Below are 24157 nucleotides of genomic sequence, written 5' to 3'. Positions count from 1 at the left end.
CGGGAAACTCCTCGCAAGTAAGTAAGTGTTGTGGGACCTGACACGCTCAAAGCAGGGAGCGTGCCAAAGTGCACGAATACCTTCATCCAGCAGGGAGCGAACGGCTGCCGATGAGCGCCAATTCGTTACAAGCGTTGCTTTGATCGGTTGCAGGCACCAGCGTGCCGCGCGACCGCGGGCCAACGAAAGATGGACGCACCATCTTGGGGAGAGGGAGAGAAATGAGTCTGTCTTTGGTGCAAAGCCGAGCTTTGCTAGGGCTGGAAGCGGCCGATGTCACGGTCGAGGTGCATCTGGCGAATGGTTTGCCCAGTTTCACGTTGGTCGGGCTGGCTGAGACCGAGGTGAAGGAATCGCGCGATCGCGTGCGCTCGGCCATCCAGAACGCGGGGCTGGAGTTTCCAAACAATAAAAAGATCGTGGTCAGCCTCGCGCCGGCCGACCTGCCGAAGGATTCCGGCCGCTTCGATCTGCCGATTGCACTGGGGATCCTCGCAGCCAGCGAACAGATCCAGGGCGCGCGGCTGGCCGGGCACGAGTTCGCGGGCGAGCTGTCGCTGTCGGGCGAACTGCGGCCGGTGCGCGGTGCGCTGGCCATGGCGCTGGCCCTGCACACGCGGGGTGTCGCGACGAAGCTGGTGCTGCCGATGGACAGCGCGCAAGAGGCCGCGCTGGTGCCCGGCGGCGAGGTGTATGGCGCGAGGCACCTGCTGGACGTGGTGTGGCAATTCATTCCCGAGGACGACAAGGCCGCCGCACCCGAGCCGCCCGACGACGGCTGGGCGCGGATCCAGGTCACACCGGCCATCGCCGCAGCGCCATATGCCGACCTGGCCGAGGTCAAGGGCCATGCCGGCGCCAAGCGCGCGCTCGAGATCGCCGCGGCCGGCGGCCACAGCCTCTTGATGGTGGGCGAGCCGGGCTCGGGCAAGTCGATGCTCGCGCAGCGCTTTGCCGGCCTGCTGCCGGCGATGAGCATCGAAGAAGCACTGGAGAGTGCCGCCGTCGCCAGCCTGGGCGGACGCTTCGCGACGGAGCGGTGGATGTGCAGGCCGACGTCAGCGCCGCATCACACATCTTCCGCCGTGGCGCTGGTGGGTGGCGGCTCGCCGCCCCGGCCGGGCGAGATTTCAAGAGCGCATCACGGCGTGCTCTTCCTCGATGAATTTCCTGAATTCGCGCGCTCCGCATTGGAGGCGCTGCGCGAGCCGCTGGAGACCGGCACGATCACGATCGCCCGTGCCGCGCGTCGCGCCGAGTTTCCCGCGCGCTTTCAATTGATCGCGGCGATGAACCCCTGTCCTTGCGGCTACCTCGGCTCGTCCCTGAAGTCCTGTCGCTGCACGCCGGACCAGGTTTCGCGCTACCAAGGCAAGCTCAGCGGGCCGCTGCTGGACCGCATCGACCTGCACATCGAAGTGCCCGCCGTGTCGGCGCAGCAGCTGCTCGATTCACCGCCGGGCGAATCGACAGAAAGCATCCGCAGCCGCGTGGTGGCAGCACGCGAACGCGCGATGCAGCGTCAGGGCCACGCCAACCAGAACCTGCAGGGCAGCGCCATCGACAAGTACGCGGCGCTGGACGCCACCGCCCTCAAGTTCATCTACAACGCCGCCGCCAAGCTCGGCTGGTCGGCGCGCAGCACGCACCGCGCGCTGAAGGTGGCGCGCACGATCGCCGATCTGGCCGCGTCGGAGACGGTGCAGGTGGTGCATGTGGCGGAGGCGGTGCAGTACCGCAGGGGGTTGCACGGCGTGGCGTGAGCTGCGCTGCGAGGCGCCCTGGCTACAGCAACCCGCGCGCGCCCAGATTCCGCATCAGCGCGCCCAGCCCAAACGTCCAGCGCGGCGCCTTGTCCGAATGCACAACCCGGTTGAACAGCGCGCCGAGTTCCGGCGCACCGACGCGCACGTGGTCGCCGACGACATGGGTGAATCCTTGCCCAGGGCCGTGACGGTCTTGCGTCGGCGCAAACATGGTGCCGAGAAACAGCATGAACCCGTCGGGGTAGTCGTGATGAATACCAACGGCCTGCGACACGATGTCCAGCGGATCGCGGCTGATCTTCGTGAGCGAGCTCGATCCTTCGAGCACGAAGCCCTCGGGTCCCGTCACCTCCAGAGCCACAGTGATGCGGCGCAAATCGGCAATGCTGAAGTGCTCGTCGAACAGGCGAATGAACGGGCCGATCGCGCACGAGGCGTTGTTGTCCTTCGCCTTGCCGAGCAGCAGTGCGCTGCGGCCTTCGAAGTCGCGCAGGTTGACGTCGTTGCCGAGCGCGGCGCCCACCGTCTCGCCGCGGCTGTTCACGGCGAGCACGACCTCGGGCTCGGGGTTGTTCCAGACCGAGCCCGAGTGGATGCCCACGTCGGCGCCGGTGCCCACGGCGGCGAGCACGGGGGCCTTGGTGAAGATCTCGGCATCGGGGCCGATGCCCACTTCGAGGTACTGCGACCACACGCCCTGCGCGATCAGCACTTCCTTGACCCGCGCGGCCTCGGGCGAGCCGGGCACGATGTCCGCGAGGTTGTCGCCGAGCACCTTGCCGATGGCCGCGCGCGTGGCCTCGGCCTTCGAGGCATCGCCGCGTGCCTGTTCCTCGATCACGCGTTCGAGCAGGCTCGCCACGAAGGTCACGCCGCTGGCCTTGATGACCTGCAGGTCGCACGGCGCGAGCAGCCAGGGTTTGCCGTTGTCGCGCACGGTCTCGTCGCTGTTGGCGAGCACGGCGTCCAGCGCGGCGATGCGCGGCGCCTTGCCGCTCTTCAATGCTTCGCGCACAGCGGCGGACGGCGAGCCCTTGGCTTCGAGCAGATCGCTCATGGTCGGCGCGAGCTTCGACAGGTCATGCAGGCCGCCTTCGTGCACGGCCACCAGCACCGGGCCCACATCGGGTTGCCAGATGCGGCCGACCAGGGTGGCGCGGTCGGCGTCGCTGGGGAGGCTGGTCGAGGGCGTGAGGTTCAGGGCCATGGTGCGATGTGTCTCCGTTAATGGTGTTCGGTGCGGCGCGCGAACGACGAGGTCGATGCGCGACGACGCATCGTAGCCTCGGCGATGCGCGCGCGGGCGCACCGGGGCACTTCGCTCAATGCCCCGCGCCGTGCGCCTTCGCCGCGCGTGCACGCGCCACCTGCGCGGGCAGGTCGGTCCACGCCGGCTCGTGCGGCGCGAAGCGCGCGCGCATGTAACCGGCCAGCTCGGCGATCTGCCGGTCGTCGAGCGCCTCGCGGAAGGCCGGCATGAAACCGATGTCGCGAGTTGCTGGCTCGCGCACGCCGTCGAGGATGGTGCGCAGCAGGTTGTCGGGGTGCGCGCTCGTGAGGCTGCTGTTGAGCGCGAGCGGCGTGTTCACGCCCAGCAGCGTGGGGCCGTTGCCGTCGTGATGGCACGACGCGCAGGCGCTGTCGAACATGCGCTGCGCCGGGCCGAGCAACTGGCCTTGCGTGCGTGCCGCGTTGGCGATGGCCTGTTGCGCGAGGGCTTGCGGTTCGGCGGCCGGCACAGGGTTGAACGAACCGAGGTAGGTCGCCATCGCGCGCACGTCGGCGTCGGGCACCTGGCCGAGTTCGCGCACCACCTCGGCCATCGGGCCGCCCGCGATGCCGTGGCGTTGCGTGTGGCCGTTGCGCAGGTACCGGTAGAGCTCGTCGGCATCCCACGGCACGGCGGACTTCGAAAGGTGCGTGAGCGCCGGTGCTTCCCAGCCATCGACCATCGCACCGGAGAGGAACGCGCTGCCACCCTGCTCCGCGCCGAGCGCATTGCGCGGCGTGTGGCAGGCGCCGCAGTGGCCGAGGCCGTTGACGAGGTACGCGCCGCGGTTCCACTCCGCGCTTTGCGTGGCGACGGGCTGCAGCGGTGTGGGGTCGTGGAAGAGCGCGTTCCATCCGGCCATCAGCGGCCGCATGCTGAACGGGAACTTGAGCTCTGACTTCGGCGTTTCCGCGCGCACCGCGGGCATCGACATGAAGTACGCATAGAGCGCCTGCAGGTCGTCGTCGCTGGTCTTGGCGAACGCGGTGTAGGGGAATGCCGGGTACAGATGGTGGCCGTCGCGCGAGACGCCTTCGCGCATCGCACGCTGGAATGCGCTGAACGACCAGCGGCCGAGGCCTGTATCGGCATCGGGCGTGAGGTTGGTGGTGTAGAGCGTGCCGAAGGGCGTGTCCATCGCGCGACCGCCCGCGTTCGGCGCGCCGCCGGGTGCGGTGTGGCACACAGCGCAGTCGCCGAGCGCGGCGAGCACGCGGCCGCGTTCGATGGTGGACTGGCTGTAGACCGGTGCGGTGAGCGAGACGGGCGCGATGGCGGAGCGCCAGCCGAGCAGGCCGGCGATGATGCCGATGCCGCCGATGAAGAGCGCGGCGCCTGTGGCCCACACACCCTTGCGCCGGGGCCAGGGCGCATCCGTCTTGCTCCTTCCCCTTTTGGGGGAAGGTTGGGATGGGGGCACAGCGGCGTCACCATTCGAGCGCCGCATGCCCCCACCCCCGCCCTCCCCCAGAGGGGGAGGGAGCAAACCCCGGTTCAGTTCAGCCAGCACCGTCTCCGGCGTGAACGGCGGCGCCCTGAACCGCACCCCCGTCGCATCGAAGATCGCATTCGCGATCGCCGCCGTCCCCGGCACCGACGACGACTCGCCCGCCCCCAGCGACGGCTCGCCCGGCCGCGGCATGTGCATCACCTCGATCACCGGCACGTCGCGGAAGTTGATGATCGGGTAGCTGCCCCACTCGCGGCTCGCCACCACGCCGGTCGGCAGCACGCCCGGCAACTGCGCGCCGCCGGTTGCGGCACCCTGCTGCGGCGCGAACTTCACCTCTTCCATCAGCGCGCGGCTCGTGGTCTGGATCACGTTGCCATGCACCTGGTGCTCGACACCCGCGGGGTTGACCATCAGCCCCGCGTCGTGCCCCACCACCACGCGGCGCACATGCACTTCGCCGGTCTTGCGGTTGACCTCGACGTCGGCCACCCACGCGGCCCATGCGGCGCCGAAGCCCGGCCACTTGCTGTGGATGTAGCGCGCGTACGCAAAGCCCTGGCCGAAGAGGATGTCGCCGCCCTCGCCCAGTCCGCCGTCCGCGTTCTCCTGTGGCCCCGTGCGCATGCGCCAGCCGGCCTTCTGCGCGGTGGCCTCCACGAGCTCGACCGCACGCGGATCGTTCAGATGACGCAGGCGAAATTGCACCGGATCGACACCCGCTGCCGTCGCGAGTTCATCGATGTACGACTCGTGCGCGAACGAACTCGGCAGCGCTGACACGCCGCGCAGCCACGAGGCGCGCACGATCGGCGCCATGTCGTTGACCTTCACGCGCAGGTTGTCGTAGCTGTAGGGCGGCCGCGCAGTGCGGTCGCCCATCTCGTAGGCCTGCGCGACCGGCTCGATGGTGCGCGTGAGCAGCAGCGCGAGCGTGGGTGCGCCGTTCGATGGATAAGAAGTTTCGAAGTCGTAGGCGGCGATGCGGCCGTCGGCCATCAGCCCGCCGTCGACCTCCATCAACTGCGCCGCGCCCTTGGGCTCCCATGCATGCTCCTGTTCGCGCGTGAGCTGCACGCGCACCGGCATGCCGACGGCGCGCGCGAGCAATGCCGCGTCGGCCGCCACATCGTCGGCGCCATTGCGGCCGTAGCAGCCCGCGGCTTCCATGCGGACCACGTCGACCTGCACGTCGTCCATGCCCATGAGCTTCGCGAGATCGGCCCGCAACACGTGCGGGTTCTGCGAGCCGGCCCACACACGCAACTGCATGCCGCTGCCGTCGGCCGGCTGCCAGTCGGCCAGCGCGCACGACGGGCCGATGGAAGCGTGCATCTGGTACGGCCAGATGTAGGTGCGCTGCATCGGCTGTGCTGCGGAAGCGATGGCGCCGTCGACATCGCCTTCGTCGACCAGCAGGCGCTGCGTCGAAGGGTTGTCGCGCAGGGCCTGCGCGAGATTGCCGAGGTCGGGCATGCCGGGCCACGGCTTCCACGTGACGCGCAACTCGCGCAGCGCCTGCTCCGCATGCTCTTCGCGCTCGGCCACGATGCCGACGAAATCGCGGACCACGACCACGGCGCGGATGCCGGGGATGTGCGCGATCGACGATTCATCGACCGACTCGAGCGTGTTGCCGATGAACTCGCCATGGTCTGCGCCCGCATACGGCGGGCGCACCACGCGGCCGTGCAGCATGCCGGGTACGCGCATGTCGTGCACGAACACGAGCTCGCCCGCGAGCTTGGCGGGAATGTCCACGCGCGCCTGGCGCGTGCCGACGATGCGGTAGTCGGCCGGGTCCTTGGGCTTCGCAGCGGGGTCGAGGCGCAGCACCGTGCGCTGGTGCGCCACGAGGTCCGCGTAGTTGACGTGGCGGTCCGGCGTCTCGACGAGGCGCACCACGCCGTTGCGCACCTGCAGCGCATCTACCGCGACGTCCAACCGTTCGGCCGCGCGCGCCAGCAGCCAGGCGCGCGCCTGCGCGGCGGCAAGGCGCAGCGGCTGCGCATGGATCTGGATCGACGCGCTCGCGATCGTCGCGCCCTGGTTGGGCACGCGCGCCGTGTCGCCCAACATCATGCGAACACAAGGCATGCCGAGATCGAGCTCCTCGGCCACGATCTGCGACAGCGCGGTCTGGATGCCGGTGCCGAGATCGACGTGGCCGTTGAGCGCAGAGACGCTGCCGTCGTCCCACACCGCGATCAGGACCTCGTCGCCTTCGATGGGGTTGCCGGCAATCACAGCGGGCTGGCCCTTCGCGGGCGCCGGCGCAGGGGGCGTCTCGCGCACCACGAGCAGCACGCCATCGGCGGCAAGAAACTCCGCGCGGGTCTGCGGCAGGTCGGCGCGGCGTGTCATGCGGCTTTATCTTCGTGCGATGCGCTCATGCGCGCGGCCGCGCGCTGCACGGCGTCGAGGATTTCAATGTGCGTGCCGCAGCGGCACAGATTGCCCGACAGCTCGCTGCGGATGCGCGCCTCGCTGGCATGCGGATCGCGCGCGAGCAGCGCCGCGGCCTGCATCACCATGCCGTTGAGGCAATAGCCGCACTGCGCGGCCTGCGCGTCTTCGAAGGCCGCCTGTACCGGATGCCAGCGGCCGCGCGAGCCCAGCCCTTCGAGCGTGGTGATGTCGCGGCCCTTCACGCCGTGCACGGGAATCACGCACGAACGTGCAGCCACGCCATCGACATGCACCGTGCATGCGCCGCACTGCCCCAGCCCGCATCCGTACTTCGGCCCGTTGAGCTTGAGGTCGTTGCGCAGGAACTGCAGCAGCGACGCCTCGCGAGGCACGCCCGCGAGCGACTGCGCCTGGCCGTTGACCTGCAGGTGCAGCGGCTCAGCGCCGCAACTGGCCGTCACGGGTGTACATCTCCAGGTCCACGAAGGTCGAGCCGTTGTGGTTCTTCGCGCTGTAGTCGATGGGGAAGTCACCGAAGCGCGTGCTGCCGATGCTCTCGAGCCCCGCGATGAAGCTGTCGCGTGTGAGCGTCTTGCCCGCGCGGCGCAGGCCCTCGACCATCACGCGCGCGACGATGTAGCCCTCCAGCGTGGTGTAGCTGTCGATCTTCTCGCCGAACTCGGCGCGGTCGCGCTGGTAGTCGGCCACGATGGGCACGCGCTGCGCGGTCGGCGGCGGCACGATGCTGGCCGTGACCAGGCCCGCGAGCTTGCCGTCCAGCCGCTTGGCCGAACCGGCCGCGTCGGTGATGCCGACCGACAGCGTGTACAGCGGCGCACCCACGCCGCCCGTGCGGTAGTCGCGGATGAAGGTTTCGACCATGCGGCCGGCCATGATCATCACGACCGCGCCGGGCTTGGCCGCGGAGATCTCGGTGGCGACCTGTTTCGCATCTTCCGCGGTGATGGCCAACGGCAGCGTCTTCACCACCTGCACCTTGTACTCGGCCGCAAGCTGCTCGCAGGTGGCGAGGTTCGACTTGCCGAAGGGGCTGTCCTGGAACACCACCGCGATCGACGAGATGCCGATGGTCGAGAGGTGGCTGATGATTTTGCGCAGCTCCAGGTCGTAGCCCGCGCGCACATGGAACAGGTAGCGGTTGACCTTGGTGCGGAACGAGGTGGTGCCCACCAGCGGCGCGAACATCGGCACGCCCGCCTTCTCGGCGAGCGGCATCGCCGCCGCGAGATTGCCGGTGGCGACGAAGCCGGTGAGGGCAAAGACCTTGTCCTCGTCGATCAGCTTGGCCGTATTGACGGCCGTCTTCGCCGGGTCGTAGGCATCGTCGTAGGTGACGAGTTCGATCTTGCGGCCGTTGATGCCGCCCGATTTGTTGACGCGGTCGAAGTAGAGCTTGATGCCTGCGCGGTAGTCGACGCCGAAGTCTTTCGCCGGCCCGCTGAACACGGCCGACTGGCCGATGCGGATGGTGGTGTCGGTCACGCCGTTCTCCGCGCGTGCCGATCGGAGAAGGCCCGGGCCCAGTGCCAGGGCTGCGCCGCCCGCCACCATGGCGCGCCTTGAAATCGAAAGCTTCATGCGTCGTTTACTTTGGAGTTGTTGTGGTGTGCTTGTGGTTGTCGCAGCGGCGCGTTCAGGCGGTCTGGATGTCCGCCGACTGGATGCGCTTGACGCCCTTGGCTGTCATCTGCTTCCATGCGGCGGCGAGCGAGCCGTTCAGGTCGATGCCGCGCGTCGCGTCTTCGATCACGTAGGCCTCGAAGCCGGCCTTGCGTGCATCCATCGCAGTCCAGGCCACGCAGAAGTCGGTGGCGAGACCGGTGACGAACACGGTCTTGATGCCGCGCGCCTTGAGGTACCCCGCCAGGCCCGTGGCCGTCTTGTGGTCGGCTTCCTCGAACGCCGAGTAGCTGTCCATCTCCTTGTGGAAGCCCTTGCGAATGATGAGTTGCGCGGTCGGCACCTTCAGGTCCTTGCCGAGCGCGGCGTCGTCGGTGCCCTGCACGCAGTGGTCGGGCCACAGCACCTGCGTGCCGTAGTTGAGCTTGGTGGTCTCGAAAGGCTTCTTGCCCGAGTAGGTGCTCGCGAAGGACGCATGGCCTGCCGTGTGCCAGTCCTGCGTGACGACGATGTTCTCGAACGCAGGCGCCAGCGCGTTGATGACCGGGATCACCTCGTTGCCGCTCTTCACCGCGAGCGTGCCGCCATCGAGAAAGCAGTTCTGCACATCGACCACGATCAGCGCGGCCTTGCTGCCGGGCTTGATCTTGCCGGCCGCGAAGGCCGAGAGGCCGAAGCTGCCGAGGCCACTCATGAGCCCGAGGGCAGCGGCGGACTTCAATACGGTTCTGCGATGCATGGTGTGGACTCCGGTGAGGTTGAGAGAATCGATCAGACGCTGAGATAGGCGCGGCGCACCTCTTCGTTGGCCGCCAGTTCGGCCATCGTGGCGTGGTAGCGGATCTGGCCCTTCTCGAGCACATAGGCGCGGTCGGACACGAGTTCGGCGAAGTGCATGTTCTGCTCCGAGAGCAGGATGCTCACGCCCTGCGCCTTGAGCTCCAGGATCATGTTGGCCATCTGCTCGACGATGACGGGCGCGACGCCTTCGGAAGGTTCGTCGAGCAGCACGAGGTACGGGTTGCCCATGAGCGTGCGCGCGACGGTGAGCATCTGCTGCTCGCCGCCGCTCATGCGGCCACCGGGGCGGTTGGGCATTTCGCCGAGGTTGGGAAAGAGCTTGAACAGGCGCTCGGGCGTCCACAGCGGCGCCTCGGTGCCGTCGGCCCATTGGCGCGCAGGCTGCTTGCCGACTTCCAGGTTCTCCATCACCGTGAGGTCGGTGAACACGCGCCGGTCTTCGGGCACGAAGCCCAGACCCAGGCGTGCCGCGTGGTGCGGCTCGCTCTTCGAAATGTCGTGGCCGAGGAAACGCACCGCCCCTCGGCGCTTGGCGAGCATGCCGATCAGTGCCTTCAGCGTGGTCGACTTGCCCGCGCCGTTGCGGCCCATGAGCGCGACGACTTCGCCGCGGCGCACGTCGAGGTCGACGTCATAAAGGATCTGCGCGGCGCCGTACCAAGCGCACAGCGCCTTGGCTTGCAAGAGAGGTTCGTGCGTGCTCATGCGGTTGTCACTCCAAGCGCTGCGGCTTTCTCTGCGATCTTCTCGAATGTCTTGCCGCTGCCGAAGTACACCTCCTGCACCTTCGGATGGTCGCGGATCTCCAGCGGCTTGCCCTGCGCGATGAGGCGCCCGCGCGCGAGCACGATCATGCGGTCGGCGTACGCGAACACCACGTCCATGCTGTGTTCGGTGAAAAGCACGGCCATGCCGCGCTGGATCACCAGGTCCTTGGTCAGCGCCATGAGCGAGTTGCGCTCCTTGGGCGCCATGCCAGCGGTGGGCTCGTCCATCAGGAGCAGCTTGGGCGAGTTGGCCATCGCGATGGCGAGCTCGACGCGCTTCACGTCGCCATAGGCCAGCACGCTGCAGGGCCGGTCGGCCTGCGACTTCATGCCGACCTGGTCGAGCAGCGCGAGCGCTTCGGCGCGCTTGTGGTCGGCCGCGCGGCGCCACATCGAGAACAGCTTGTGGTCGTGCGAGAGCAAGGCCATCTGCACGTTCTCGACGACGGTGAGCGAGGCGAAGGTTTCGGCGATCTGGAAGGTGCGTCCCACGCCCTTGCGCCAGATTTCGCGGGGCTTGCGGCCCACGAGTTCATGGCCATCAAGCGTGATCGAGCCCTGGTCGGCCTTCAGCTGGCCGTTGACCATGTTGAAGGTGGTGGACTTGCCCGCGCCGTTGGGGCCGATGAGCGCGAGCAGTTCGCCCGCGGGCAGCTCGAAGCTGATGCCGTCCACGGCCTTCACGCCGCCGAAGGACTTGCCGAGGTTCTCTACCTTGAGGAGGCTCATGCTTTCACCTCCTTGAGCTTTGCGTCTGCTTCTGCTGTTTCATTCTTCGGTGCACGCCAGCGGTCGGCGAGTTGCTTGACGGAGCCGGCAATGCCCTGCGGGAACAGCAGCACCAGGATCAGGATGATGGCGCCGAGCATCGCGCGCCAGTAGTCGGTGTTGCGCGCCACGGTGTCGTGCAGCCAGGTGAAGGTGACGGCGCCGACCACCGGACCCGCGAGCGTCTGGATGCCGCCGAGCAGCACCATCACGAGGCCATCGACCGACTTGCCGACCGACAGGCTTTCCGGCGAGATGCTGCCCTTCGAGAACGCGTAGAGCGCACCCGCAAGACCGGCCACGGTGCCGGCGATGACGAAGGCCATCCATTGCATGCGCTTCACGTCGATGCCGATGGCGTCGGCGCGCAGCACCGAATCGCGGCCCGCGCGCAGCGCATAGCCGAAGGGCGAGAACAGCACGCGGCGCAGCCACCACACGCCGGCGCCCACGAGCACCAGCGTAAGCCAGTAATAGGCCTGCTTGTTCGAGAGCCACTCGGACGGCCACACGCCGGTCAGCCCGTTGCTGCCGCCGGTGAAGCTGTCCCACTGGTAGGTGATGGCCCAGGTGATCTGCGCGAAGGCCAGCGTGAGCATCGCGAGGTACACGCCCGAGAGCCGCACCGCGAACCAGCCGTAGACCAACGCACCGAGCGCGGCCACGACGGGCGCGACGATCAACGCGAGTTCCATCGGCAGGTGCAGCGAGCGCACCAGCAATGCGGCGCCATAAGCACCCAGGCCGAAGTACGCGGCGTGGCCGAAGGAGTGCATGCCCGCCGGGCCCATGATGAAGTGCAGGCTGGTGGCGAAGAGCGCAGCGATCAGCAGGTCGATCATCAGCACCATCGTGTAAGGCGAATTCACCGTGAGCAACGGCAGCACCGCGAGCATCAGCGCGAGCACAGCGGCTGCAACGAGGTAGGCATTGCTCGGGCGGCGCAGCGGCTCTTCCTGCATGCCCACGTAGCGGCTGGGCGCCTGCGGCCGGCCGAACAGGCCCCACGGACGCCAGACCAGCACGATCGCCATCACGAGGAAGTCGACCATCAGCGTGAGCTTGGAGAAGGACACATCCACGCCGAAGATCTGCACCACGCCGAGCCAGATGCACACGGCCTTGATTTCGGCGATGAGCAATGCGGCCACATAGGCACCGGGCAGCGAGCCCATGCCGCCGACCACCACCACCACGAACGCGGCGCCGATGGTGTTCAGGTCCATCTCCAGCGTGGCGGGTTCGCGCGGCAACTGCAGCGCACCGCCGAGGCCCGCGAGCAATGCGCCGAGCGCGAACACCGCGGTGAACAGCCAGGCCTGGTTGACGCCGAGCGCACTGACCATTTCACGGTCTTGCGTGGCGGCGCGCACCAGCGTGCCGAAGCGTGTGCGGGTGAGCAGCAGCCAGACGAGGCCGAGCACCAATGGGCCGACGACGATCAGGAACAGGTCGTAGGACGGAAACTGTCGGCCGAGGATTTCGATCGAGCCCTTCAGGCCCGGCGCGCGCGGGCCGAGCAGTTCGTCGGGCCCCCAGAGCCACAGCACCGCGTCCTTGATGACGAGCACCAGCGCGAAGGTGGCGAGCAGCTGGAAAAGCTCAGGCGCCTTGTAGATGCGGCGCAGCAGCAGCACCTCGATCAGCGCACCGAGCACGCCGACCGCCAGCGCCGCGATCAGCAGCGCAGGCCAGAAGCCCAGGCTCGAACCCAGCTTCTCGACGAGCGTGTACGCGACATAGATGCCGACCATGAAAAATGATCCATGGGCGAAGTTGACGATGCGCGTCACGCCGAAGATCAACGAGAGACCGGCCGCCACGAGGAAAAGCGAGGACGCGCCGGCCAACCCGTTGAGCAACTGAACAACGAAGCCTGAAAAGCTCATAAGGACCCTGAGGAAACTGGAGACACCGCGCCCTGCCCCGCTCGATCAGCGGCGGCAGGCGCGCTGCAGGAGCCGCGCAATCAGTCTGCGGGGCGCATCTTTTTCACTTCGTCATCGGTGGGCTGGAACTTGGCACCGTCGAGGTACACGTAGTCGACCATCACGCCCTTGCCACCGTCGTTCTTGGTCTTGCCGACATACGCGCCCATGGTGGACTGGTTGTCCTGCGCGCGGTAGTTGATCTTGCCGAAGGGCGTGTCGACCTGCAGGCCCTTGAAGGCCGCGACCAGCTTCTCGGTGTCGGTGCCGCCGGCCTTCTTGATACCCGCCGCGATCGAATGGATCGCGCTGTAGCCGACCACCGAGCCGAGGCGCGGGTAGTCCTTGAACTTGGCCTGGTAGGCGTCGAGGAAGGCCTTGTGCTCGGGCGTCTTCACACCGTTCCACGGGTAGCCCGTCACGATCCAGCCGTTGGGCGCTTCGTCCTTCAGCGGGTCGAGGTACTCGGGCTCGCCGGTCAGCACGCTCACCACTTCACGGTCCTTGAAGAGGCCGCGCGTGTTGCCTTCGCGCACGAACTTGGAAAGGTCGGCGCCGAACAGCACGTTGAAGATCGCGTCGGGCTTGGCATCGGCCAGCGCCTGCACCACGCTGCCCGAATCGACCTTGCCCAGCGGCGGCGCCTGCTCGGCGACGAACTCGACATCAGGTTGCGCGGCTTTCAGCAGTGTCTTGAAGGTGGCGACCGACGACTGGCCGTATTCGTAGTTGGGGTACACGATCGCCCAGCGCTTCTTCTTGAGCTTGGCGGCCTCGGGCACCAGCATCGCGACCTGCATGTAGGTCGAGGGGCGCAGGCGGTAGGTGTACTTGTTGCCGTTGCTCCAGACGATCTTGTCGGTGAGCGGTTCGGCGGCCAGGTAGAAGAACTTCTTTTGCTTGGCGAAGTCGGTGAGCGCCAGGCCCGTGTTCGAGAGGAATGCGCCGGCCAGCACGTCGATCTTCTCGCGCGAGATGAGTTCTTCGGCCACGCGCACGGCGTCGCCGGGGTTGGCGTTGTCGTCGCGGCTGATGAGCTCGATCTTCTTGCCGTTGATGCCGCCCTTGGCGTTGATCTCGTCGACGGCGAGCTCCATGCCCTTCTTGTAGGGCTCCAGGAAGGCGGGTTGCGCCTTGTAGCTGTTGATTTCGCCGATCTTGATCACGCCCTGCGCATGCGCGGGGACGAGGGCTGTGGCCAGCGTGACGACGGAAGCGGCGCAGAAGGCAAGGCGCAATGGATTCATCGGGAAGCTCCTAGGGTTCGAACAGAAAACACGTGTGCGGTGATGACGAAAAGACGGATCAACGGAGACCGTCTTCGCCCTTGATCTCGCTGGCCTGCAGCCCGCCGATGCGCGGCAGCGGACGGCCGCTGTCGGTGACGGCCACGGCCACAACGATCTCGTTGGCGCGCGGCGCATCGGGCACGCGGGCCTCGATGGCGTCGAAGTGGCTGCGCACGAACGCGGCGTCTTTATGGCCGAGCGGCACGTCGATGGCGGTGCCCAGCGTGCCCTGCTTCTTGGCCGAAGGCACGAGCGCCGCGCCCTTCTCGACCGCCACGCGCAGCGGCGCGCCGAGCTTGGGATGCAGGATGGCGGCCGCATGTTCGAGCTCGCCGCGCTCGCCGACGATGGCGGCCTTGCCGTAGCTCTGCGCCTGGCCGGGCTCGATACCGAGCGCCTTCACGGCTTTCTGGCCGAGCAGCGCACCGAGTTCCTCGCCGATGGCGATGAGCTCGTCGAGGTTCTCGCTGTAGCGGCCGGCGTAGGGGTTCTCGATCACAGCGATGGCGACGGCGCGGCGCGTCGGCGGCGTCACGTCTTGCCCCATTTCCTTGCGGACTTCATCGACCTGGATGACGAGCTTGCGGATGTTGGCGGTCATGTTCTGTGTGTTCCTTGTCTTGTCTCTGTGTGCGTGGGATCAGCGCAGGCCGTCCCACTTGCTGATGTCTTTCGCGAGCAGGCCGCCGACGCGGGCGTGCACGCGGTAGCCGGTGCTCATCGCGAGGATGAAGACGATCTCGTCGGCCGCGGGTGCGCCGGGCACACGCACCTCGATGGCATCGAACTGGCCGCGCACGTAGCTCGCGTTGATGTTGGTCAGCGGCACGTCGAGTGCGGCACCGGGCGGGCCGACTTTCTTGGTCGAGGGCACGATGGAGAGCGCGTTGCCGGGCTGGCCTTTCTTCTCTTCGGCGATGCCCGCGGTGTAGGCGACGCGGCTGCCCTTCCAGCCGAGCAGCTCGCGCATCGCGTAGCCGCCGGGCACATGCCAGAGCGCGCCGTGCTCCAGCTCGCCGTCGGCGCCGACGATGGCACCCTTGCCGTAGGTGGCGATCTGCTCGAGCGGCACGTCCATCGCGGCGTGCAGCTTGTGCGCCATGTCCACGCCCACGGGGTCGAGCAGCGCCATCATCGGCAGGATGTCGGGCTCGTAGCGGCCCGCGAAAGGATTGGTCAGCACCGCGCCGATGGCACCGCGCACCAACGGGGTGTCGGCACGCGGTCCGAACTCGTGGTGGATGTGCTCGACATGGGTGAAGACGCGGCGGATATCGATCATGAAAAAGAACCTTGCTTTCGTTAAGCAAATACTGAACCAACTGATTTCGGCAGCACGGTCTGCAGCGACTTCGAGCATAAGGGCTCGACAAGTCGAAACTGCCCCTGGCAAACGAGTAGAACGGCCCAGACGAGCCCCCCTTTTTGCAGGACCTTGGCGCAGATCGCGCCCGTATCGAGTGCGCTTTTCACCTGCGATGGTGCAAGCGGCGGCACGTCGACGGTGACCAGGGTGTCGCCCAGGTCGCTGTCGTCCTTGCATTCGCTGGCGGGCTTGCGCTGGATGAGGGCGTCGTCGACATCGACGGCGTTGGCGATCACTGTCGCCGCCGCATCGGCCTGTGCTGCCGTGGCGGCCAGGACCGTCACGCTGTCGGCGATGCCCAGCGAGAAGCTGCGCCCACGCCAGCCGCTGGTGGCGATGCCGCGCACGAGTTGGTCGGCGTGCACTTCGAATTGGCCATCGGTGGTGAGAACGCTGTTGTCGCGCCAGTCGAAGCGCGCAATGTCGGCGAACACGCCCACGCGCGCCGAGTGGCCGGGCGCGAGGTGCAACGCGATGTCGCCGCCGTTGTTGATCCAGGCGCGCTCGATGCCGGGACGGTCATAGAACGCGATGAGTTCCTGCGCCACCGAGCCCGCCACCGACGCCATCGGCGTGATGAACATCGGCGAGAACGCGGCGCACGCATCCCACATGCGCTGCCCGACGACGCCACGCGGGCGCATCTTTTCAACCACCGGCAAACGCAGGAGCGGCAGCTCGCGCACCAGCTCGTCGAGCACATGGCCGAAGCGCGCCCACGCCGCGTCGTGCGCGGCCGCGACGGCGTAGGGATCGCCATGCGCCTCGGCCACGATGTCGATCGGGCCGTGGTTGAAGTGCCAGCGGCCGCCGTCGAGCGGGCTGCGTTGGGCGGACATGGTTCAGCCCAGCATGGGTGCGTGGCCGAGCGGCCACGGGTTGGCATCGTCCATGACGAGCCATTGACGTGCGAGCGGTGCGCCATCTTCCTGCCACGCACCGCGCGCGAGCGCCTGTTCGAGCGAGAAGATGTGTTCCATGTGGCCGCCAAGCGCTTCATAGTCGGCGCGCCGCATGCTGAATTCGATGGGCGCCACGATGGCCGGCGTGGGCACGGTGCCGAAGCTGTTGTCGGGCATGCGCATGACATCGGCCATCACGGTGATGCCGCCGCCGGGCCACACATAGGCCGGCGCGCCGCCGCAGGTGACGTTGACCAGCGCGCGCTTGATGGCGCGTGTCAGCAGCACCGGGTTTTCGGTGACGCCGGCACGCAGGCTACCGCCGGCGCCGCCGAGGAACAGCACGGTGCACAGCGACGGCTCGCAGTTCTCGCCGATGCGATCGACGATGCGTCTCACCTCGGCGGGCATCGGCTGCTCGATGGGCTTGAGCGCCTCGTCGAGCACGTACCACTGCGCGTGTTCGCCGGTGGTCGAGGTCATCAGGAGGCGCAGGCCGGGGCGCGCAACGCCCTCTTCCCAGCCTTCGATGATCGCCAGCGGATCGGCGATGTCGGTGCCGCCCCAGCCGTTGCCCGGGTTCGCCACCTGGAAGTAGCGTCCCGGCGTGGACTTACGGCCCAGCATCTGGATGCCCGAGGGCGCCATGTCCAGGCATCGGCCGGCCTGGTGCTCGGTGAGCACGCCGGTGATGTGGTCGTCGACCACCACCACCTCGTCGGCCACGCCGGCGAACTGGCGCGCGAAGATGCCGACCGCCGCGGAGCCGCAGCCCACGCGCATGCGCTGCTCTTCCACGCCGTTGACGATGGGCGCCTTGCCGGCCTGTATCACGAGCGTGGAGCCACCGTCGATGGTGCACTCCACCGCCTTCTTGTTGCCCAGGAACTGCATGAGCTCGGCCGTCATGCGGCCTTCCTTCTTGCTGCCGCCGGTGAGGTGATGCACACCGCCGAGCGACAGCATCTGCGAGCCGTATTCGGCCGTGGTGACGTGGCCCACGACCTCGCCGCGGTAGCGCACGTTGGCCTGCTCGGAGCCGAGGAACCGATCGGTGTCGATCTTCACCTTGAAGCTGCAGTAGCTAAAGATGCCTTCGGTGACGACGGTGACCATGTCCACGCCCTGGGCCTTGGAGGCCACGATGAAGGGAGCGGGCTTGTAGTCGGGATAAGTGGTGGAGGAGCCCACGCCGGTGACGAAGACTTCGTCGGCGTGCAGCAGGTCGCCATTCCAGTCGGGCGTGCCCGCTTCGATCACTTCGCTCTTGTCGGCGGCCGGGCGGTCGAAGGGCACCAGCGTCGGCGCCTCGCTTGCGATCGCACGGCGCAGCAGCACGACGGGGTCGACGCGCACCAGCACGCCTTCGCGATTGGCATAGCGGTCGCAGGCGCCGGTGCGGCCATCGGAGATCTGGCACAGCACCGGGCAGGCGTTGCACTCGACCTTGGCGGTGCTCATCTTCTCGTTGCGCGGCGGCGCCTTGCCGAAGGCGCTGGCGCCCGCTTCGGCGACCACCGGCATGTCCATGCCGGGCAATCCGTCTGTCTTGGTGTGTTCGGTCATCGGGGCGATCTCGTGGGCGGTATGTGTATGGGCAATCCGGTCCGGTGGGGTTTGCAACAAACGTGCCGTCTGCCCGCTTGTGCGTCGCCTGCCGTTTGTGTAGCATTCCCTACACTTTCATGTTGCATTCACTACATTGAAGATCAATGTAGCAAACAGGCCCGATGCTTGCAATGGTGTTTTCTCGCGATGTTCATCGGGGTTTTTCCGACCAACGACAATGGAGGGTTCGGAGCCGGCCGACGTCTCGCGCCCCAAGGGTGTGCATCTCGGCTCAGCCAACCTCCTCTGTTACCAACCAACTCTTGAGTTCCGTATGAGTGCATTCAGCGAAGAACGCGTCCTGAGCGTCCACCACTGGACCGACCGCCTGTTCACCTTCACCACCACGCGCGACCCGGCGCTGCGCTTCTCGAACGGTCATTTCACGATGATCGGCTTGAAGGTCAACAACAAGCCCCTGCTGCGCGCCTACAGCATCGTGAGCCCGAACTACGAGGAGCATCTCGAGTTCCTGAGCATCAAGGTGGAAGACGGCCCGCTCACCTCGAAGCTGCAGCACATCCAGGTGGGCGACACCATCATCGTGGGCCGCAAGCCCACCGGCACGCTGCTGATCGACTACACGCTGCCCGCCAAGCGCCTGTACCTGTTCGGCACGGGCACCGGCCTCGCACCGTTCATGAGCATCATCCGCGACCCGGAGACGTATGAGAAGTTCGAGCAGGTCATCCTGGTGCACGGCGTGCGCCAGGTCGACGAGCTGGCCTATCACGACCTCGTGACCGACCACCTGCCCAAGCACGAGATCCTGGGCGAGATGATCGAGAAGCAGTTGCTCTACTACCCGACCGTCACGCGCGAAGAGTTTCGCAACCAGGGCCGCATCACCGACCTGATCGAGAGCAACAAGCTCACCGACGACCTGGGCCTGCCGCCGCTGAACGTCGAGGAAGACCGCGTCATGCTGTGCGGCAGCCCCGGCCTGCTGGTGGACCTGAAGCACATCCTGGAGAAGCGCGGCTTCAAGGAAGGCAACACCTCGACGCCCGGCGACTTCGTCGTCGAACGCGCCTTCGCAGAAAAGTAAGCCAGGAACGCCGCGCGCACGATGGCCGACAGCCGCACCGCCACGAAGTCCAAGCCCCAGCGCCGCACCGGCGTGCGCGAGGCGGCCGCCCAGGCCACGCGCGACAGCATCCTGAAGTCGGCGACCAAAGTGTTCGCCAGGTATGGCTACGACGGCGGCAGCGTGGAGAAGATCTCCAAAGCCGCCAAGTCGTACGACCGGATGATCTACTACTACTTCGGCAGCAAAGAGGGCCTGTTCATCGCGGTGCTCGAAGGCATCTACCAGCGCATGGACGATGCCGAGGCCGCCATCGCACTCGATGCGAGCCGCCCCGTGGAAGCGCTCACCGAAGTCATCCGCTTCGTGCTCGGCTACTACCGCAAGAACCCCGAGTTCGTGACGCTGCTGAACACCGAGAACCTGCACAAGGGCCGGCACATCTCCAAGTCGCTGCGGGCGCGCGAGTACTCGTCGCGGGCGGTGGCGATCATTGCGGAGATCCTCGCGAGCGGCTCGGCGCAGGGCCTGTTCCGCAAAGACCTCGTGGCGCGCGACATCTATCTCCTGATCGCGTCCACCGGCTATTTCTACACCTCCAACCGCCACACGCTCACCGCCTTCCTCGGCGAGCCGCTGGAGTCGCCGGAGGCGGTCACGCACTGGGAGGACTTCGTGATCGAGACCCTGCTGCGCACCGTGCGCGCGGACGACATACAAGACAACACCCCACCCCACGACGAGGACACCACGAAATGGCAGAAATCGCAGCCGGCACAAAGTCGGGCAAGGTCGTCATAAAGAACATCGGGCTCTTGCTCTCGGGCGACATCGACAAGCCCATCCTGGACGCCGACACCATCGTGGTGAACGATGGTCTGATCGTCGCGGTCGGCAAGGAAAAGGACTGCGACCTCGAAGGCGCGAGGACCGTCATCGACGCGAAGAAGACCTGCGTCGCACCCGGCCTCATCGACAGCCACGTGCACCCCGTGTTCGGCGACTGGACGCCGCGCCAGGGTCAGATCGGCTGGATCGACTCGACGATGAACGGCGGCGTGACCACCATGATCTCGGCGGGCGAAGTGCACCTGCCGGGGCGCCCCAAGGACATCGTCGGCCTGAAGGCATTGGCCATCACCGCGCAGCGCGCCTTCGACAACTTCCGCCCCGGCGGTGTGAAGGTGCTGGCCGGCGCACCGGTCATCGAGAAAGGCATGGTCGAGAGCGACTTCAAGGAACTCGCCGAAGCCGGCGTGGGCCTCCTGGGCGAAGTGGGCCTCGGCTCGGTCAAGGCCGGCTATGAAGCGAAAGAAATGGTGGCGTGGGCGCGCAAGTACGGCATCCAGAGCACGATCCACACGGGCGGCCCGTCGATCCCAGGCTCGGGCCTGATCGACAAGGACGTGGTGCTCGAAGCCGACGCCGACATCATCGGCCACATCAACGGCGGCCACACCTCGCTGCCCGAGGCGCATGTGTGCGAGCTGTGCGAGAAGAGCTCGCGCGCGATCGAGATCGTGCACAACGGCAACGAGAAGGTCGCCATCGCGGCCGCCAAGGCCGCGCTCGAATTGAAGTGCCCGCACCGCGTGATCCTGGGCACCGACGGGCCCGCAGGCTCGGGCGTGCAGCCGCTGGGCATCCTGCGCATGGTGGCGATGCTGTCGTCCATCGCGAACATCCCGGCCGAGCTGGTGTTCTGCTTCGCCACGGGCAACACGGCGAAGATCCGCAAGCTCAACTGCGGCCTGATCGAAGTGGGCCGCGACGCCGACTTCGTCTTCATGGACCGCGCGCAGCACTCGCCCGCGCCGGGCCTGCTCGAAAGCGTGCAGCTGGGCGACATCCCGGGCGTGGGCATGGTGATGATCGACGGCATCGTGCGCTGCGGCCGCAGCCGCAACACGCCGCCTGCAACTGAGATTCCAGTGGTGGTTTCAGGCGCGCATTGAGGCGCTCAAGACCCGGGCTTCGACTTGAAGATCAGGTAGCGCGCGGACAGGAAGTTCACCACCAGCCCCGCGCAGCTGCCCAGCGCCACGCCGGCCGCCGGCGCCCAGGCGCCCGAGACCCAATGCAGCACCAGCACATAGGCGCCATAGTTGACAACGGCGCCGCCCAGCATCGTCACGAGATAGCCGAGGTACTCGCGCAGCACGGAGGCATTGGCGCTCCGGGCGCTGAAGGTGTAGCGGCGGTTCAGCGCCCAGGTGGCCGTGGCGGCCGCGAGGAAAGACAACACCCGCGCGCCATACCAGCCCAACACCGGCGCCAGCAGGTACAGCACCACCACATCGACCACGAAGCCCGCCACGCCGACCACGGCGAACGACAGGAACTCCCGCCCCAGCTTCATCGTGTGCTGCAGTTGCGCACGCCCGGAATCGCCAGGTAGCGCAGCCGCTTGGCCTCCCTGCGACCGAGCGTCACGGCGTGCATCACCACGCCGCAGACCATCGACAGCATCGCGGCGAGCATCGCGCCGGTGGCCAGCACCGCCGTGGGGAGCCGCGGCACCAGGCCGGTGTGCATGTAGGTGACCAGCAGCGGAATGACCAGCGCGACCGCGCCCGCCGCGAGCAACGCCGCAATGATCGAGAAGAACTGCAGCGGCCGCTCGCTCACGAAGAGCTTGCAGATGGTCTTCAGGATGCGCCAACCGTCGCGGTAGGTCGAGAGCTTGCTGTGCGAGCCCTCGGGGCGCGTGCTGTAGGCGGTGCTTTCCTCGGCCCAGGGCATGCGCAGCTCCAGCGCATGCACCGTGAGCTCGGTCTCGATCTCGAAGCCGCGCGACAGCGCCGGGAACGACTTCGCATAGCGCCGCGAGAACACGCGGTAGCCCGAGAGCATGTCGGTGAGCCCGCCGCCGAACAGCTGCACCACCGCGCCGGTGAGCATGCGGTTGCCCAGGCGATGGCCGGCGCGATAGGTGAGCGCGTTCTGCCCGTCGTCCACGCGGTTGCCCACCACCATGTCGAGGTTGCCGTCGACCAGGCGCTGGATGAGGCGCGGCGCGGCGGCGGTCTCGTAGGTTGCGTCGCCATCGACCATCACGTAGATGTCGGCCTCCACGTCGGCGAACATGCGCCGCACCACGTTGCCCTTACCCGGTGCCGCCACGTGCGTGACGATGGCGCCGGCCGCGCGCGCGACCGCGGCGGTATCGTCGGTCGAGTTGTTGTCGAAGACGTGGATCTCGGCGTCGGCCGGCAGGGATGCGCGAAAGCCCTCGATCACCTGGCGGATGGCCAGCGCTTCGTTGAAGCACGGAATGACCGCGGCAATGCGCGGTGCGGCGCTTCGTCGGCTCACGGTGTCGTCTGCGTCAGTCATGGTGCGGTGGGGAGGATACGGTAGGCCCGGCTGCCATCTTGCGCGAACAGCGGGGCGAAGTGGGTGTCGAAGCCTGCGCGGGTCGCCAGCGTCGGCGCCAAGTGGTCCGGCATCACGATGGCGGTGAAGCCCAGCTTGGCGAGCTTGTTCGCCATGTCGCCGGGCGTGAGGAGCAGAAAGTCGGCATAGCGCCATGGGCCGAGCGTGTCGCCCCAGATCGGATTCGGGCCGTAGTAGATCGCCTCGTTCAGCGCGATCTGGTAGACGCGGCCGGTCGGATGCTGGCGCAGGTAATCCATGACGGCATAGCCCGGCACATGCTTGCGCAGGAAGGCCTCCCGGGTTTCGGGCGTGGGCGAGATCATCGCGACCTTGCCCGCGGTCTGTCGCACCGACACCGCCGCCAGCACGGCCAGCAGCAGCACGGCCACCCAGTCGCCGATACGCGCCGCGCTGCGCCGGTTGGTGAGCTCGGGCACGCCTTCCGCTGTCGGCTTCATGCCGAACAGGCGGCGCACGCCCGCTGCGATCCAGCCGAACAGCACCTGCCAGCCGACGGCCGCCGTCATCGCGAGCAGCGGGAACGAGGCCGTCAGATACCGCGGATAGCGCGAGGTCACAACCCACACCGCCAGCGAATAGAAGCAGAACCAGCCCGCGGCACGCACCGCGGCGGAGCGCTTCCACAAGGCGCCGAAAGGCGCGAGAAACACCGACCAGATCAGCGCGTTGGGCATTTCGGCGTGGTCGCGCACGTCGGCCAGCTGCTGCACATAGTCGGCCGGGATCCACTCGCTGAAGCCGAACACGCGCGCGCCGATCGGGTTGAACGGGTCGCCGGTCATGACGGCGTTGCGCGCATACCAGTAGATGCATGGGATCAGGAAGCACACGAGTGCCAGCGCCCAGGCCTTGGGCCGGCGCTCGTGCCATACGACGAAGAGCGCCACCAGTGGCATGAAGACCAGTGCCTGGTACTTCGAGCCCGCGGCCACGCCGAGGCAGAAGGCAGCGAGGCCGAGCCAGCGCATGCCGCTGTGCACGGGTTGCGATTCGCGCCACCACCACAGCGACACGCAGGCCGTGAGCGCGAAGAGCGCCACGCCCATGTCGATCAGCGCATTCGAGTAGTCGCCGAGCCCCAGCCAGATGGCCGCGCCAATGCAGGCGGTGAGCCGGTTGGCATGCAGCATGCCAAGGCGAAAGATCATCACCACCGACAAGCCGCCCGCCAGCGCGTTCAGGAAGTGCGGAAGCACGTCGTCGCCCACCTGCAGGGCGGCGGCGTAGAGCAGGTTGTAGTTGTACGGAAACCAGGGGTAGCGCAGCCACTCGTGGATGCCGAGCGAGCCCTGCTGCGCGACTTCGCGCGCATAGGGCAGGTGGTACATCAGCTCGTCGAAGGCGGCGGGCGGCGCGAGCGGTGCGACCAGTGCCGGCAGTGCGACCAGCACCAGCGCGACCACGGCGATCCGCTCGAAATAGGTCCACGGCGCGGCGACGGCGTCCGCACGCAAGGCACGCCGCTCACGCAGCCACGACGGCAACTGCAGCGCGGCGACCACGACGCCCGCTGCAATCACCGCCAGTGTGGCGCCGAGCTTGAACACACCGAAGATCGCCAACACCTGAAACGCGCAGATGAAGAGGCCCACACCGAGCGCGACGGCCACCGCGGCTTCGAGCCATGCATCGCGGCGCGGCGGAGCGACCAGGCGCGCCAGCACGCCGCGCCCCCACCCCCAGCAGCTGACGACGAAAACCACGAGTGCCGCGTAGTGCGCGGCTGCAAACATCAGCTTCTGAATAACAACTCCCGGTGCCGGTCG

At 67.4% G+C, this 24157-nt stretch carries 20 protein-coding genes; 4 read left to right on the top strand and 16 right to left on the bottom strand.

What is annotated here, in order from left to right:
• Nucleotides 1-221: 221 nt before the first annotated feature.
• On the top strand, nucleotides 222-1763 hold the full coding sequence (locus ACSFA7_RS15910) for a YifB family Mg chelatase-like AAA ATPase (protein ID WP_435500269.1): 1542 nt from the start codon (nucleotides 222-224) through the stop codon (nucleotides 1761-1763).
• A 22-nt stretch (nucleotides 1764-1785) separates the two neighbouring features.
• On the opposite strand, the gene ACSFA7_RS15905 is transcribed toward ACSFA7_RS15910, so the two are convergent.
• The 13 genes from ACSFA7_RS15905 to ACSFA7_RS15845 all read right to left on the bottom strand — a co-directional run bounded on the left by ACSFA7_RS15905 (nucleotide 1786) and on the right by ACSFA7_RS15845 (nucleotide 17923).
• On the bottom strand, nucleotides 1786-2973 hold the full coding sequence (locus ACSFA7_RS15905) for a fumarylacetoacetate hydrolase family protein (protein ID WP_435500268.1): 1188 nt from the start codon (nucleotides 2971-2973) through the stop codon (nucleotides 1786-1788).
• Nucleotides 2974-3088: 115 nt separating this feature from the next.
• On the bottom strand, nucleotides 3089-6850 hold the full coding sequence (locus ACSFA7_RS15900; protein ID WP_435500267.1) for a molybdopterin cofactor-binding domain-containing protein: 3762 nt from the start codon (nucleotides 6848-6850) through the stop codon (nucleotides 3089-3091).
• The gene (locus ACSFA7_RS15895) at nucleotides 6847-7356 is read right to left on the bottom strand and encodes a (2Fe-2S)-binding protein (RefSeq protein ID WP_435500266.1); all 510 of its coding nucleotides are present in this window, start codon (nucleotides 7354-7356) and stop codon (nucleotides 6847-6849) included. The genes ACSFA7_RS15900 and ACSFA7_RS15895 overlap by 4 nt, the downstream gene beginning before the upstream one ends.
• The gene (locus ACSFA7_RS15890) at nucleotides 7334-8494 is read right to left on the bottom strand and encodes an ABC transporter substrate-binding protein (RefSeq protein ID WP_435500265.1); all 1161 of its coding nucleotides are present in this window, start codon (nucleotides 8492-8494) and stop codon (nucleotides 7334-7336) included. The genes ACSFA7_RS15895 and ACSFA7_RS15890 overlap by 23 nt, the downstream gene beginning before the upstream one ends.
• Before the next feature lie 55 nt (nucleotides 8495-8549).
• Entirely contained in the window at nucleotides 8550-9275 is a 726-nt protein-coding gene (gene pncA / locus ACSFA7_RS15885) for a bifunctional nicotinamidase/pyrazinamidase (RefSeq protein WP_435500264.1), read from the bottom strand.
• 32 nt (nucleotides 9276-9307) lie between these two features.
• The gene (locus ACSFA7_RS15880; protein WP_042576919.1) at nucleotides 9308-10042 is read right to left on the bottom strand and encodes an ABC transporter ATP-binding protein; all 735 of its coding nucleotides are present in this window, start codon (nucleotides 10040-10042) and stop codon (nucleotides 9308-9310) included.
• Complete coding sequence (locus ACSFA7_RS15875) at nucleotides 10039-10833, bottom strand: ABC transporter ATP-binding protein (protein WP_435500263.1); 795 nt, start codon at nucleotides 10831-10833, stop codon at nucleotides 10039-10041. Before ACSFA7_RS15875 ends, ACSFA7_RS15880 begins: the two co-directional genes overlap by 4 nt.
• Nucleotides 10830-12761 carry an ABC transporter permease gene (locus ACSFA7_RS15870; protein ID WP_435500262.1) on the bottom strand — a complete coding sequence of 644 codons (1932 nt, stop codon included), beginning with the start codon at nucleotides 12759-12761 and terminating at the stop codon, nucleotides 10830-10832. Before ACSFA7_RS15870 ends, ACSFA7_RS15875 begins: the two co-directional genes overlap by 4 nt.
• An 80-nt stretch (nucleotides 12762-12841) precedes the next feature.
• A complete protein-coding gene (locus ACSFA7_RS15865; protein ID WP_435500261.1) occupies nucleotides 12842-14047 on the bottom strand; it encodes an ABC transporter substrate-binding protein in 1206 nt (401 codons plus the stop codon).
• Nucleotides 14048-14105: 58 nt separating this feature from the next.
• The gene (locus ACSFA7_RS15860; protein WP_435500260.1) at nucleotides 14106-14690 is read right to left on the bottom strand and encodes an amino acid synthesis family protein; all 585 of its coding nucleotides are present in this window, start codon (nucleotides 14688-14690) and stop codon (nucleotides 14106-14108) included.
• Nucleotides 14691-14729: 39 nt separating this feature from the next.
• Nucleotides 14730-15371 (bottom strand): amino acid synthesis family protein, encoded by a 642-nt coding sequence (locus ACSFA7_RS15855; protein ID WP_435500259.1) that lies wholly within the window; start codon nucleotides 15369-15371, stop codon nucleotides 14730-14732.
• Between the two features lie 20 nt (nucleotides 15372-15391).
• Nucleotides 15392-16294 carry a UPF0280 family protein gene (locus tag ACSFA7_RS15850; protein WP_435500258.1) on the bottom strand — a complete coding sequence of 301 codons (903 nt, stop codon included), beginning with the start codon at nucleotides 16292-16294 and terminating at the stop codon, nucleotides 15392-15394.
• A 3-nt stretch (nucleotides 16295-16297) separates the two neighbouring features.
• Entirely contained in the window at nucleotides 16298-17923 is a 1626-nt protein-coding gene (locus tag ACSFA7_RS15845) for a 6-hydroxynicotinate reductase (protein WP_435500257.1), read from the bottom strand.
• Nucleotides 17924-18239: 316 nt separating this feature from the next.
• Here ACSFA7_RS15845 and ACSFA7_RS15840 point away from each other — a divergent pair, with 316 nt between their 5' ends.
• Genes ACSFA7_RS15840 through ACSFA7_RS15830 form a run of 3 tightly spaced genes read left to right on the top strand, consistent with a single transcriptional unit; the run spans nucleotide 18240 to nucleotide 20947 of the window.
• The gene (locus ACSFA7_RS15840) at nucleotides 18240-19013 is read left to right on the top strand and encodes a ferredoxin--NADP reductase (RefSeq protein WP_206176629.1); all 774 of its coding nucleotides are present in this window, start codon (nucleotides 18240-18242) and stop codon (nucleotides 19011-19013) included.
• Nucleotides 19014-19034: 21 nt separating this feature from the next.
• Nucleotides 19035-19793, top strand: a complete 759-nt coding sequence (locus ACSFA7_RS15835) for a TetR/AcrR family transcriptional regulator (RefSeq protein WP_435500256.1) — start codon at nucleotides 19035-19037, stop codon at nucleotides 19791-19793.
• A complete protein-coding gene (locus ACSFA7_RS15830) occupies nucleotides 19748-20947 on the top strand; it encodes an amidohydrolase family protein (protein WP_435500255.1) in 1200 nt (399 codons plus the stop codon). The genes ACSFA7_RS15835 and ACSFA7_RS15830 overlap by 46 nt, the downstream gene beginning before the upstream one ends.
• Nucleotides 20948-20952: 5 nt before the next feature.
• Here the strand turns inward: ACSFA7_RS15830 and ACSFA7_RS15825 are convergent, their stop codons facing one another.
• From ACSFA7_RS15825 to ACSFA7_RS15815, 3 genes are read right to left on the bottom strand one after another with little or no spacing between them, the layout of a single operon-like run.
• Nucleotides 20953-21351: a GtrA family protein gene (locus ACSFA7_RS15825; RefSeq protein WP_435500254.1), complete on the bottom strand. Its 399-nt coding sequence runs from the start codon at nucleotides 21349-21351 to the stop codon at nucleotides 20953-20955.
• Complete coding sequence (locus ACSFA7_RS15820) at nucleotides 21348-22328, bottom strand: glycosyltransferase (protein WP_435500253.1); 981 nt, start codon at nucleotides 22326-22328, stop codon at nucleotides 21348-21350. Before ACSFA7_RS15820 ends, ACSFA7_RS15825 begins: the two co-directional genes overlap by 4 nt.
• Complete coding sequence (locus ACSFA7_RS15815) at nucleotides 22325-24124, bottom strand: ArnT family glycosyltransferase (protein WP_435500252.1); 1800 nt, start codon at nucleotides 24122-24124, stop codon at nucleotides 22325-22327. Before ACSFA7_RS15815 ends, ACSFA7_RS15820 begins: the two co-directional genes overlap by 4 nt.
• Nucleotides 24125-24157 lie beyond the last annotated feature (33 nt).

It is taken from the genome of Variovorax trehalosi, assembly GCF_051216415.1.
GTDB lineage: Bacteria > Pseudomonadota > Gammaproteobacteria > Burkholderiales > Burkholderiaceae_C > Variovorax.
Note: the sequence above shows the minus strand (reverse complement) of the source record. Positions and strands in the feature narration are given on the sequence as shown.